A 12527-nucleotide genomic window follows, 5' to 3' on the forward strand; every position below is an offset into this window, starting at 1 on the left:
GTGCAATGTTTTGAAAAGCAACCCTAAACAAAACAAAGTACAATAAGAATGCTTAGAAAAGTCTGCAAAAACCTCAAAACAAATCTAAATTCCAGTGTAATTAGCTGGTGTAATTTGTTTTAATTCTTCTTTTATAGCATTGGATACATCAAGAGTTTCAATAAAATCAGCTATAGTTTGTTTAGTTATTTTTGTGTTTGTACGTGTAAGACCTTTTAAGGCTTCATACGGATTTGGATACGCTTCTCTACGTAAAATAGTTTGAATGGCTTCAGCCACTACAGCCCAATTAGCCTCAAGGTCGGCATCAAATTTAACCTGATTCAAAACTAACTTGTCTAATCCTTTTAAGGTAGATTTAAAAGCAATTAGGGTGTGTGCAAATGGTACACCAACATTTCGTAAAACAGTACTATCTGTTAAATCTCTTTGCAAACGCGAAACAGGTAACTTAGAAGATAAGTGTTCAAAAATGGCATTGGCAATACCTAAATTTCCTTCAGAATTTTCAAAATCAATAGGATTTACTTTATGCGGCATAGCTGAAGAGCCTACTTCTCCTTCTTTAATTTTCTGTTTAAAGTAATCCATAGAGATGTATGTCCAAAAATCTCTATTTAAGTCTATGAAAATGGTGTTAATTCTTTTTAATCCATCAAATAGCGCAGCCATGTGGTCGTAGTGCTCAATTTGAGTTGTAGGAAAGGAGTGGTGTAAACCTAGTTTTTCTTGAACAAATTGTTTACCAAAAGTTCTCCAATCTACATCTGGGTATGCCACAAAATGCGCATTATAATTGCCTGTAGCACCACCAAATTTTGCAGCAGAAGGTATATCATTCAATAAATCAAATTGTTGCTTAAGACGCTCTACAAAGACTTCAATTTCTTTTCCTAATCGAGTAGGTGATGCAGGTTGCCCATGTGTTCTAGCCAACATGGGTACTTTTTTCCATTCTAAAGCCAAACCTTTTAAACGTTCAAAAAGTTTAAAATATACCGGTACATAAACATCATTCATGGCTTCCTTTAAACTTAAAGGAATCGCGGTGTTGTTAATGTCTTGTGATGTTAATCCAAAATGAATAAACTCCTTATATTCTTCGAGCTTTAACTCGTCAAATTTACTTTTGATAAAATATTCAACAGCCTTAACATCATGGTTGGTAGTTTTTTCTATCTCTTTTATTTCTTGAGCGTCATCACTAGAAAAATTTAGATAAATGTCTCGTAAGCTATCAAAATATTTAGCTTCAAAACTTTCTAGTTGCGGCAGGGGTAACTCACATAATGAGATAAAATATTCAATCTCTACCTGAACTCTATATTTTATTAAAGCTTCTTCAGAAAAGTATTTTCCTAGGCTTTCAGTTTTTGAGCGGTAGCGGCCATCAATAGGTGAAATTGCGTTAAGTGTAGTTAGTAACATTGGTCTTTATTTTCGGAAAGTTGCAAAGATAGTCAATACCCTAACTTTTTTAGCTTTTCTAAGGTTTTTGAACCTCTACTTTTAAAACCAGCTGAGCCATCATGAATTTGCTGTTCTAAAACCGATTTTAATTCAGGTCTAATCCAGTCATATTTTTCCCCCAAATAAAATAAACTTGTCATGGCAAAAACTTTTGTTGCTACCTTATGATTGCCAATTAGCCAATCAAAACAACTTTCGGTAATTTTTTCTAAATGATTATTGGTAAGATGAGCTCTAAGTTCAGGGTTTTTATGTTTAAAATACCCAAGCGTCAACAGTTCGCAAATATGAGCCATTGGCCGCAAAACCGATTCTGAGGTTAGGCTTTTTAAGTTGTTACTAAAGGTATCTAAACAGGGTAGCAGTAGAATAAGGTTTTTTCTCATAACATTATCAAAGACCCAGCTACAATGCCAATATTCAGTTTTATCTTCAGCTAAAACCAAATCTAAAAGATGGCAAGTTAAGTTAGGATTATTAAGAACAACGGTTACCAGCCGGTCTCGTTCATTCATAAAAATTCTACCTTGACTTAGGTGTTTTGAGAACTCTTGTTTAGTCATAAAAGACTATTTTTAGTTTCTAATCTGTTCTAAAAATGAAAATACTTAAAATTGTAGGATTACTGCTTTTGATTGGTATTATTATCATTCAATTTTTTAATCCTGAAAAGAATATTTCTGAAGATGTTAATTATGTATCAGCTTTTGAGTCAGAAACAATGGTGACAAAAGAAGTTGAAGTAATTTTAAAAAGCACTTGCTACGATTGTCATTCTGCCCATACAGACTATCCGTGGTACGGGTCAATTGCACCTTTATCATTTTGGATTCAAGACCATATTGAGCATGGTAAAGAAGAGTTGAATTTTTCAGAATGGACGAATTATTCAATAAAGAAAAAGGACCATAAATTAGAAGAGATAATAGAAGAGGTGGAAGAAGGTAAAATGCCTTTAAAAGAGTATACATATACCCATAAAGATGCTCAACTTTCAAAAGAACAAGTAGAAACTTTAGTTATTTGGGCAAAAGCCGCTAGAGCTAATTATTAAGTAATTTTTCTACCAGTTTTGGGCTTCCTACAGCAGCAGTTTCTGCGATAATTTCTAGGCTAGTAAAATCATTTTTATTGACTGTTGGTTTTGGGTCAATAAAATAAATTGGCGTTCCCGGTTGTACATAGTTCACTAGACTAGAAGCTGGGTACACTTGCATAGACGTACCAATAATAATTAAAATATCTGCTTGTAACGTTATTTCAATAGCTGGTTCTAGCATAGGAACCATTTCTCCAAACCATACAATATGCGGGCGTAACTGGTTTCCCTCTTCATCAGTATCTCCTAGATTCAAATCTTTTTTCCAATCTAAAATCAGGTTTTCATTTTTGGTACTACGAACTTTAAACAATTCACCATGCAAATGAAGTACATTAGAACTACCCGCTTGTTCATGTAAATTGTCTACGTTTTGGGTAATAATATCCACATGAAATTTTTCTTCTAATTGTAGTAATGCTTTATGGCCATCATTGGGTTTAACCTCTAGTAATTGTCTTCTACGTTGGTTGTAAAATTCCAAAACAAGTTCAGGGTCACGAGCAAAACCTTGAGGAGAAGCAACTTGCATTACATCATGGCCCTCCCAAAGACCATTTTCATCTCTAAAGGTTTTTAATCCGCTTTCGGCACTCATTCCAGCACCCGTTAGCACGCTAATTTTTTTCATAATTAGAAGAATTCTAATAGCATTTGTATCAAAAATAGCATTTTACTTATCTTACTAGCCATGTTTAACAATGAGCTTTTTACATATTTAGAAGAATTTCTTACTCCTGAGCGCAAAGCACGTTTTTTAGAAGTTTTGGCTAACCGAACAAATTACCTTACTGTTGCTTTAGAAGATGTATTTCAACTACATAATACCAGTGCAGTGGTTCGTAGTTGTGATGCTTTTGGCATACAATCTTTACATGTAGTTGAAGAACGATTTGGTCAGCGTTTAGATAAAAATATAGCCATGGGTGCCCAACAATGGGTAGATGTAAATAGATACAATTCTAATCTTGATTGCTTGCATGAATTAAAGCGGCAGGGCTATCAAATAGTAGCCACAACCCCGCATGACCAATCTGTAACTATTGATAATTTTGAATTCAGCGGAAAAACTGCTTTATTTTTTGGAACAGAGTGGAAAGGCCTTAGTAAAGAAGTTTTGGAAGCTTCAGATAGTAGCTTATACATACCTATGGTTGGTTTTTCAGAAAGTTTAAACATCTCTGTTTCTGTAGCTTTAACGCTACGGCATTTAGCCAACAAGCTACGAAACAGTAAGTTACCATGGCAGCTAACCAAAGAAGAAGAATTACATATTAGGATGGATTGGACAAAAAAATCGATTAAAGATGTAGATGGTATTATCAAAAGATATTTAGCCGATTAATCTTTTTTGTACATTTAAATGAACTCAAAACCAACCAATTAAAATGATTTTTCTATACATTATTCTCGCAATTTTAGGGTTAATAATTATTCTAGGAATTATTGCACCTAAGACTTATGAAGTTTCTCGTTCTATTGTTATAAACAAGCCAAAAGACGAAGTTTTCTCCTATTTAAAATCACTCAAAAATCAAGATACCTGGTCACCATGGGGTAAAAGAGACCCTAATATGAAAAAGAAGTTCACCGGTATTGATGGTGAAGTAGGCGCTACAAGTTATTGGAATGGTAATAAAGAAGTAGGAGAGGGCGAGCAAGAAATAACAAAGATTGTTGAAGGCGAACGTATTGAAACTGAATTACGTTTTTTAAAACCATTTAAGTCTACTTCTGACGCATTTTTTTACGTGGATGAAGTAAATGGGGGTACTGAAGTTGTTTGGGGATTTAAAGGAAACAATAAATTTCCTATGAGTATTATGATGCTTTTTATGAGTATGGATAAAATGATAGGAAAAGATTTTGAAGAAGGACTCAGCGATTTAAAAGCACAACTTGAAGCATAAAAAAGCCTGCTCATTTGAGCAGGCTTTTTTATTAAATTTTATTTCCGAAGTGGTCGTATCCTGGGGTTCCACATTTACATTCCCCCTCTACGCATTTACATTCTCCTTCTTTACACTGGCATAATTTTTCTTTATGCTCATCATCAGTTTTAGAGTCATGCAAGGCTAAATCCATTTTGCAAACAGGACATTTACCTTCTTTTGCATAGGTTTTGCCATCTTCACAATCCATAGGACAGCTGTAGGCGAGTTCCTTCTCATTGGTTACTTCTGAATCTACTGTACTGGTAGTAGCTGTTACATTCGTTGAATTGGACTCGTTATTTTGTTCTTCCTTTTTTGCAGTAGAGTTGCAAGATGTATTAAGCAAAGCAATACAAAATATGACCCCAAAAATTAGTTTTAAATTTTTCATTAATTATTCTTTAAGTTCTAAAAGTGCTGTATCAAATTCATTATCTAGTGCAACTCTTCCGTTTTTAACAACTACCTCGGTATTAGAATAGGTATCATACAACGTAGTGCCGTCACCAAAAAATCCTTTAACCCAAAGCGATTTTTTTCCTTTAGGTAAATCTAAACCAATTACAATCTTATCTCTAAACTCACCATCTGTAAAAGTTCTAGAGAAAACATAAGGGGTATTAGCTAATTTTTTGTGTATACCGGCACCAACAGCAGGGTGTTTTGCCCTGAATTGACCTAATTTTTGCCAGTGCTTGTGAGCAGTTTTAATGGTAGATACAGAATCTAAAGCCTCCCAGTTCATAGTCGACCTTAGGTTAGCATCTCCTTCGGCACCTTCAACCACTAGCGGTCGTAACGTTTCATCTCCGTAATAGATTTGAGATGCTCCGGGTGTAAGTAGTAGAAAGTTAGCTGTTTTTTTAAATTTTGTACGCTGAGGGTCAAAAGGTTGACCATCGTCATGCGAAGACATATAATTCAATACATTTTTACCGTATAATTTGGAACCTAACAGAAAACTATATTTTCTAAAAACCTCTTCGTAGGTTTTATTGGCATCAGTCTTTAATTCAAAATTTATAAGTCCGTCAAAACCATAATTGTAGTAATCGACTTTTTTATCACCAAAATCAAAAAATCTACCATTAGAAATTCCGTAATTATAAACTTCGCCAACCATATAAAATGGTTTGTCATCTAATATTTCTGAAGGATTTTTTTTCTTCCAAATCTCAAATGCGTAATCAGCTTCGGTTCGTAAATCTGACCAAGCATTTTCATTCACGTGTTTTACTGTATCTACTCTAAAACCATCTACACCAAATTCGTGAATATAATCTGTTAGCCACTTAATAATGTAGAATCTCGGAGCTCTTGGGTAACCTGTACGGTCAAAAAAGCGTTGTAATTCGTCTAACTCTTGGCTTAAACGCCCTTCTTTTTTCCATTTAGCGAGTAAGGCATCTGGTAGTTCTACTGCTTGGTTAGATTCTGTTAAAATGTCTGGTAAGTTTTTAACTAACGTACAAGCAGTAGTGTTTTCATAGGTAGTAAATTCACAAGCGGGCTCTGTTCTAACCCACTCAGCTGGCCAAACAGGGTCAATAGCTGTTACTGGACCTGTATGGTTTAATACTACATCTAATACAATACGTATACCCTTATCATGTGCACTTTTTACTAACTCTTTAAAATCTTCCTTGGTTCCAAAATTAGGGTCAATAGCTGTCCAATCTTTTGCCCAATAGCCGTGATAACCATAAGTGTTACCAGTGCCTTCATTAGTTGCGCCATGTATTTGTTCAACAATGGGTGTCAACCAAATGGCATTAACACCTAAGTCGTTAAAATAGCCTTGATTAACTTTTTGAGTTATACCAGCAATATCACCTCCTTCAAAACCTCTCAGTACCGCAGTAGAGTCTGTTCTAGAATAGTTAACATCTTTGTTTGGGTTACCGTTGTTAAATCTATCTGTTAAAAGAAAATAAATATTTGCACCTTCCCAATAGAATGGGTTCTTGGCAGAATCTTCTGAGGTCACTTTTGCAATAGGCTTTTCAGAATTTTTAATCTCCTTTTTTTCATTTTTACAGGAAAAGAAAAGGGAAAAAAGCATCATGGCAATTAGTATTTTGCGCATAAACAGGTATTTTGCCTAAAACTAAAAAATGAAAGTGTAATGAAAAAATTTATTTAAGAGCCGTTACCTTTATTTACAGCTTTGTAGTCTTCATAGCAACTACTTATAGCGTCTAATATTTGAAGGTCATTCGCGGTTTGAATAAAAGACTTAGAATAATTACAGTTATTTAAAATATCCTCAATATCAACTTTTTCTAATTGAAGTAATTCTGTTAAAGTAGCTCTATCAAATTTAGAGGCCAGTAAGTCTCTAATATTATCGTCTTGCTTTATCTTTTGAAGTTTACGCATTTGTTTGGGTTTTTTACCAAACAAATTGCGTAACAAATCAGCAGGATTTAAAATAGCTCCAAGCACTTTTGTTACAGCACTAGGATTCTTACTACCTGCTTCATAACTCTTATTTAGGCCAGAAATACTGTATTGATAAGCGTTATTTACCGGTAAATTTTTAACATCTATTTCTAAATAACCTGTTAGCTGATAAGGGGTAACCACAACTTCTTCTAGAGCAAAAGCTAATTCTGTAAGTGCAATTTTAGTGTCTGCAATTGAAAACATATCATTAGTAACCCTTACTTTCTGAGCCTTAAAACCTAAGTAAGTAAGGTATAAGGTGTCATTTACAGCAGCTTGTATAGAAAAGTTACCTTTTTGGTCTGTAATGGTTCCAATTACTTGATTTAAATTGATAACATGAACACTCTGCAGGGGAAAATCTGTTTGTGCATTAATCACCGTTGCAGTAAGTTCTTGTAAAATTGGATTCTCCTCTTCTTGTGCAGAAATAACAACACTTAGCAATAGGAGATACAGCAAAAAGAATTTTTTCATGAATCTAGTTGTAGCACTAAAGTTACAAAACAACAAATATTAAGTAGCTATGCAAATTTTTTAGCAAGGCATTAACTAATGAAAACCTTTACGTCTATTGCTTCTTCCTTTTTTAGAAAAGTCTTTTTTACCGCCTCTAGAACCATCATTAGACCTACCTCTTGATCCATAGTTTGATCTACCACCTTTTCGTTTTTTACGATTTCTTTTTTCAGGACTATTAGAAACTTCAACATTAACAAACCTACCGTTAACCTTGAACTCTGTAAAAGTTTCTAATACCAATGGTGTAAAAGAGGCATCTGTATTAAAGAATGAAAAAGAATCTTTAGTATCTACCCTAAAAATATCGTCTTTTTCTAGTTTTAAAGTATCCCTTAAAAAGTCTTTAAGTGTCATCCAATCATAACCATCTCTTTCTCCTACATTTATAAAGTATCTAACCGAACCTTCTGAAGGTACTTCACCTTTAGAATTGCCTTCTCTAGATGAAACAGAGTTCAGGTCTTTGGCTTTATTGTAGTAGTTAAAGAATCTTGTAAACTCTACTGAGAATACTTTTTTAATGAGTTCTTCTCGGTCTATACCTTCCAATACATCACCAATGGCAGGTAAATAACCTTCAATCTCATCGTTGATTGTAGTTTCTTTAATGTTATTAGCAAGATGATATAACTGAATTTCACAGATTTCTATTCCAGAAGGAATCTGTTTTTCTATGAAATCTTGCTTAATTATACGTTCAATGGTTTTGATTTTTCGAAGCTCACTACGTGTTACTATTACCATAGAAACGCCAGATTTTCCTGCTCTACCCGTTCTTCCACTACGGTGAGTGTACGTTTCAATTTCATCTGGCAATTGATAATTAATAACATGTGTTATATCATCAACATCGATACCACGTGCTGCTACGTCTGTAGCTACTAACATTTGAATTTGTTTTTTTCTAAACGCATTCATTGCCAAGTCACGTTGATTCTGGCTTAAATCGCCATGTAATGCTCCAGCGTTATAACCATCTTCGATAAGCTTCTCAGCAATTTTTTGGGTATCTCTTTTGGTTCTACAGAATACTACAGAGAAAATACCAGGGTTAGCATCTGCTAAGCGTTTTAAGGCTGCATATCTATCTCTACCGCCAACCACATAATATTCATGCTGAACCGTAGAAGCCCCAGCATTTTTAGCACCTACCGTAATTTCAATGGGTTTGTGCATGAATTTTTTAGCAATGGTGGAAACCTCTTTAGGCATGGTTGCCGAGAATAACCAAGTGGATTTTTCTTTGGGCGTATTTGATAAAATATCTTTGATATCTTCAAAAAAGCCCATGTTTAGCATTTCATCAGCTTCATCTAAAACACAATAATCAATTTTGGTAATATCAACCATTCTACGTCTAATCATATCTTTCATACGACCAGGAGTAGCTACTACAATTTGGGCACCTCTTTTAATTTGTTTAGCCTGATCAGTAATACTTGCACCACCGTAGATGGCTACAATATTTAATCCTTTTTCATATTTAGAATACAATTGCATTTCATTCGCAATCTGCAAACAAAGCTCTCTGGTAGGAGAAAGAATTAAAGCTTGAGTAGTTCTACTTTGGGTATCAATCTTTTGAATTAAGGGGAAACCAAAAGCTGCGGTTTTACCAGTACCTGTTTGCGCTAAGGCAACAAAGTCAGATTCTTTTGAAAGTAAAATTGGAATGGCTTTTTCTTGTACTTCTGAAGGTGTTTCAAAGCCTAAATCATTCACAGCATCAAGTAAGGACTGCTGCAATCCTAATTCATTAAATGTCATAAGTTAAAATAAAATCGCTAATAGGTTGTGTTGTACCGAGCGAATTTTATTTAACCAAAGCCCTCAACAACACCTTGCCCATCCTGGCGGCATTAATAAGGCGCAAAGGTACACTTAATTATTAGTATAAGAGCTAGTATTTAAAAATTCAACAAGTTTGGCAATTGCTTGCCCTCTATGACTTATCGAATTTTTCACCGATAAAGCCAACTCAGCAAAAGTTTTATTGTACCCATTTGGTATAAAAATAGGGTCGTATCCAAACCCTTTTGAACCAGATTTCTTAGTAGTTATAACACCTTCAACAATACCTTTAAAGTAGTATTGCTGGTTGTTTATATTTAAAGAAACTACTGTTTTAAAATGAGCATTTCGATTTGGATTCAGTTCAAGACTAGCAAGCAATTTAGTTATGTTGGCTTCATCACTTTTATCTTCACCAGCATATCTTGCAGAATAAACACCTGGCTCACCATTTAAGGCATCAACCAAAAGACCGGTATCATCTGAAAAGCAATCTAAGTTGAAATTCTTTTTAACAAAATCAGTTTTTAGCTTGGCGTTTTCTTGTAAAGTGGTTCCTGTTTCCGGAATTTCATCAAAGCATTTAATATCGGTTAATGAAAGAAGTTCAAATTTTGACGAAAGTAAGGCACTTACTTCTTTAAACTTATTCTTATTATGCGTAGCAAAAACGAGTTTCATAGCTTTGTTTGAAACGAAAATAGCACTTGTTTATATGAAAATTAAAATTCCACCAGTAGTTGTGTTCCTAATTTTTTCGGTTTTAATGTTTTTGTTAGCCAAATATTTACCTGTAGGTCAGTTTGATTTTTTTGGAAGGGTAGTTCTATCCTATATTTTAGGTGGAGCTGGAGTACTTTTAGGAAGTATAGCTGTGCTTCAATTCTTAAAAAACAAAACCACTGTAGATCCTATAAATATTGATAAAGCTAACAAAATGGTAATTACAGGTTTGTACAAATTTTCTCGAAATCCAATGTACTTAGCATTGCTTCTAGTTCTTATCGCAATAGGTTTACAATTACAAAACGCTTTTAATACCATATTAGCTGCTGCATTTGTTTATTTTATGAATCACTTTCAAATTCTACCTGAAGAAGTACTATTAGAAAAAAAGTTTGGAAAAGAATTTAGATTATATAAAAAAGCTGTGAGAAGATGGTTTTAAGATTAGTTTTTAAAAATGAGATTATCATTTTAGTAAAAAATCTAGGCTTTTACTACATATTTTTAACGGAAATCATCAAAATTGTGAGCTGTTAATTACTATTGAAAGCTTTTCTATAAACAGCGACTACTAATTTTTACTTTAGCCACTTAATTAGAAAAAATGGTTGTGACCAGTCGTAAATACGTATTTGATTTTGACAGCACGCTAACAAGGGTAGAAGCTTTAGATGTCTTGGCTGAAATGACACTAAAGAACAATCCAAAAAGGCATGAGATATTAAATGAAATTCAAAACATTACCAATTTAGGTATAGATGGCGATATTTCATTTACAGAGTCTTTAGAACGAAGAATAAAACTTCTCAACGCAAAAAAGGAAGACTTAGATTTGTTAATAGCAGAGTTGCGAAAAAAAATATCTAAATCCATAGAAGAAAATAAAGATTTCTTTAGTGAATATGCAGAGGATATATATGTGATTTCTTGTGGTTTTAAAGAGTTTATTGACCCTATTGTTGCCGAATACAATATTCCTGCAGAACGTGTCTATGCCAATAATTTTAAATTTGATGAAGCGGGTAATATTGTAGGTTTCGATGAAACTAATGTATTATCATCTCATAATGGTAAAATTGAATGTTTGCGAAATCTAGATTTAGATGGAGAAGTGCAAGTAATTGGAGACGGTTATAGCGATTATGTAATGCGAGAAGCCGGAATAGCCGATAAATTTTTTGCCTATACTGAAAATGTACATAGAGAAAAGGCAGCTACTAATGCTGACTATGTTACACCTAACCTTAATGAATTTTTATTTGTGAACGATTTGCCTAGAAAAATATCTTATCCAAAAAATAGAATTAAAATTCTTTTACTTGAGAATGTGCACGCTGATGCATTAGAGAATCTTTCGAATGAAGGATTTTCTGTAGAACTTATTAAACACAGTTTGCCAGAAGAAGAATTAATTGAAAAAATAAAAGGAATTCACGTTTTAGGAATTCGTTCAAAAACTCAAGTAACAGAAAAAGTTTTAGACGCAGCTGATAAATTATTGGCTGTTGGAGCATTCTGTATTGGCACAACCCAAATAGCATTAGAGGCAGCTCAGAAAAAAGGAGTAGTAGTCTTTAATGCGCCATACAGTAACACACGATCTGTTGTAGAATTGGCTATAGGAGAAATAATTATGTTAATGCGTAATGTTTTTACCCGTAGTTCAGAAATACATGAAGGAAAATGGTTTAAAACAGCCTTAAACTCAAGTGAAGTTAGAGGTAAAAATTTAGGTATTGTTGGTTATGGTAATATTGGTAAACAGCTATCAGTTTTGGCAGAAGCTATTGGTATGCGTGTTTACTATTATGATGTTTCAGACCAACTGGCATTAGGCAATGCAACAAAATGTAGTAGACTAGAAGACTTATTGTCTATTTCTGACGTGGTTACTTTACATATTGATGATAACCCTGCCAACAAAAACTTTATTGGCGAAAGAGAGCTTAACCAAATGAAAGATGGAGCAATGCTAATAAATCTTTCCAGAGGTTTTGTAGTTGACATTCCTGCATTAGTTACTGCCTTAAAATCAAAAAAACTTGGTGGTGCTGCGGTTGATGTATATCCAGAGGAACCTAGAAGTAATGGCGAATTTTATACTGAGCTAAAAGGATTAGAGAATGTGATCCTAACACCACATGTTGGGGGCAGTACACAAGAAGCGCAAAGAGATATAGCAGATTTTGTACCTAATAAAATTATGGACTACATTAACTCTGGCAATACGGTTGACGCTGTAAATTTTCCAAATATCAGATTGCCAAAGCAAGAAAACAAACACAGATTTTTACATATTCATAAAAATGTACCTGGCATCATGGCTAAAATCAACGATTGTTTGGCCAAATACGATTTAAATATTTCAGGGCAATACTTATCTACAAGTCCTGAAGTAGGGTATGTTATAACTGATGTTGATAAAGATTACAATAAAGAAGTAACCCAAGCCTTAAAGAATATTGAAAATACCATAAAGTTTAGAGTGCTTTATTAGTGGCTAACTAGGTTAACGGTATACATATTTGTAAGAAAATATT

At 33.8% G+C, this 12527-nt stretch carries 13 protein-coding genes; 5 read left to right on the top strand and 8 right to left on the bottom strand.

What is annotated here, in order from left to right; translation table 11 throughout:
* Nucleotides 1-84 precede the first annotated feature (84 nt).
* A complete protein-coding gene (gene purB / locus H5V42_RS00620; protein ID WP_185781178.1) occupies nucleotides 85-1428 on the bottom strand; it encodes an adenylosuccinate lyase in 1344 nt (447 codons plus the stop codon).
* Between the two features lie 32 nt (nucleotides 1429-1460).
* The gene (locus tag H5V42_RS00625; protein WP_185781179.1) at nucleotides 1461-2033 is read right to left on the bottom strand and encodes an adenylosuccinate lyase; all 573 of its coding nucleotides are present in this window, start codon (nucleotides 2031-2033) and stop codon (nucleotides 1461-1463) included.
* 35 nt (nucleotides 2034-2068) lie between these two features.
* Between H5V42_RS00625 and H5V42_RS00630 the strand changes: the two genes are divergently transcribed.
* A complete protein-coding gene (locus H5V42_RS00630) occupies nucleotides 2069-2524 on the top strand; it encodes a heme-binding domain-containing protein (protein WP_185781180.1) in 456 nt (151 codons plus the stop codon).
* On the opposite strand, the gene H5V42_RS00635 is transcribed toward H5V42_RS00630, so the two are convergent.
* On the bottom strand, nucleotides 2514-3200 hold the full coding sequence (locus H5V42_RS00635; protein ID WP_185781181.1) for an SIR2 family NAD-dependent protein deacylase: 687 nt from the start codon (nucleotides 3198-3200) through the stop codon (nucleotides 2514-2516). The two genes, H5V42_RS00630 and H5V42_RS00635, sit on opposite strands and share 11 nt — an antisense overlap.
* Before the next feature lie 60 nt (nucleotides 3201-3260).
* On the opposite strand from H5V42_RS00635, the gene H5V42_RS00640 reads away from it, so the two are divergent.
* Both H5V42_RS00640 and H5V42_RS00645 read left to right on the top strand, forming a co-directional pair.
* A complete protein-coding gene (locus tag H5V42_RS00640; RefSeq protein ID WP_185781182.1) occupies nucleotides 3261-3914 on the top strand; it encodes a TrmH family RNA methyltransferase in 654 nt (217 codons plus the stop codon).
* A 43-nt stretch (nucleotides 3915-3957) separates the two neighbouring features.
* Nucleotides 3958-4479, top strand: a complete 522-nt coding sequence (locus H5V42_RS00645) for an SRPBCC family protein (RefSeq protein ID WP_185781183.1) — start codon at nucleotides 3958-3960, stop codon at nucleotides 4477-4479.
* Between the two features lie 31 nt (nucleotides 4480-4510).
* On the opposite strand, the gene H5V42_RS00650 is transcribed toward H5V42_RS00645, so the two are convergent.
* The 5 genes from H5V42_RS00650 to H5V42_RS00670 all read right to left on the bottom strand — a co-directional run bounded on the left by H5V42_RS00650 (nucleotide 4511) and on the right by H5V42_RS00670 (nucleotide 9942).
* Complete coding sequence (locus H5V42_RS00650; RefSeq protein WP_185781184.1) at nucleotides 4511-4849, bottom strand: heavy metal-binding domain-containing protein; 339 nt, start codon at nucleotides 4847-4849, stop codon at nucleotides 4511-4513.
* A 48-nt stretch (nucleotides 4850-4897) separates the two neighbouring features.
* Entirely contained in the window at nucleotides 4898-6589 is a 1692-nt protein-coding gene (locus tag H5V42_RS00655; protein WP_185781185.1) for an alpha-amylase family glycosyl hydrolase, read from the bottom strand.
* Between the two features lie 53 nt (nucleotides 6590-6642).
* On the bottom strand, nucleotides 6643-7425 hold the full coding sequence (locus H5V42_RS00660) for a carboxypeptidase-like regulatory domain-containing protein (RefSeq protein ID WP_185781186.1): 783 nt from the start codon (nucleotides 7423-7425) through the stop codon (nucleotides 6643-6645).
* Nucleotides 7426-7500: 75 nt separating this feature from the next.
* Nucleotides 7501-9237 (bottom strand): DEAD/DEAH box helicase, encoded by a 1737-nt coding sequence (locus tag H5V42_RS00665; RefSeq protein WP_185781187.1) that lies wholly within the window; start codon nucleotides 9235-9237, stop codon nucleotides 7501-7503.
* A gap of 114 nt (nucleotides 9238-9351) precedes the next feature.
* Complete coding sequence (locus tag H5V42_RS00670) at nucleotides 9352-9942, bottom strand: non-canonical purine NTP diphosphatase (RefSeq protein ID WP_185781188.1); 591 nt, start codon at nucleotides 9940-9942, stop codon at nucleotides 9352-9354.
* A gap of 34 nt (nucleotides 9943-9976) precedes the next feature.
* Between H5V42_RS00670 and H5V42_RS00675 the strand changes: the two genes are divergently transcribed.
* Both H5V42_RS00675 and serA read left to right on the top strand, forming a co-directional pair.
* Nucleotides 9977-10429 (top strand): methyltransferase family protein, encoded by a 453-nt coding sequence (locus H5V42_RS00675; RefSeq protein WP_185781189.1) that lies wholly within the window; start codon nucleotides 9977-9979, stop codon nucleotides 10427-10429.
* A 162-nt stretch (nucleotides 10430-10591) separates the two neighbouring features.
* The gene (gene serA, locus H5V42_RS00680; RefSeq protein ID WP_185781190.1) at nucleotides 10592-12484 is read left to right on the top strand and encodes a phosphoglycerate dehydrogenase; all 1893 of its coding nucleotides are present in this window, start codon (nucleotides 10592-10594) and stop codon (nucleotides 12482-12484) included.
* Nucleotides 12485-12527 lie beyond the last annotated feature (43 nt).

The organism is Croceivirga lutea (assembly GCF_014235875.1).
GTDB classification, from domain to species: Bacteria; Bacteroidota; Bacteroidia; order Flavobacteriales; family Flavobacteriaceae; genus Croceivirga; species Croceivirga lutea.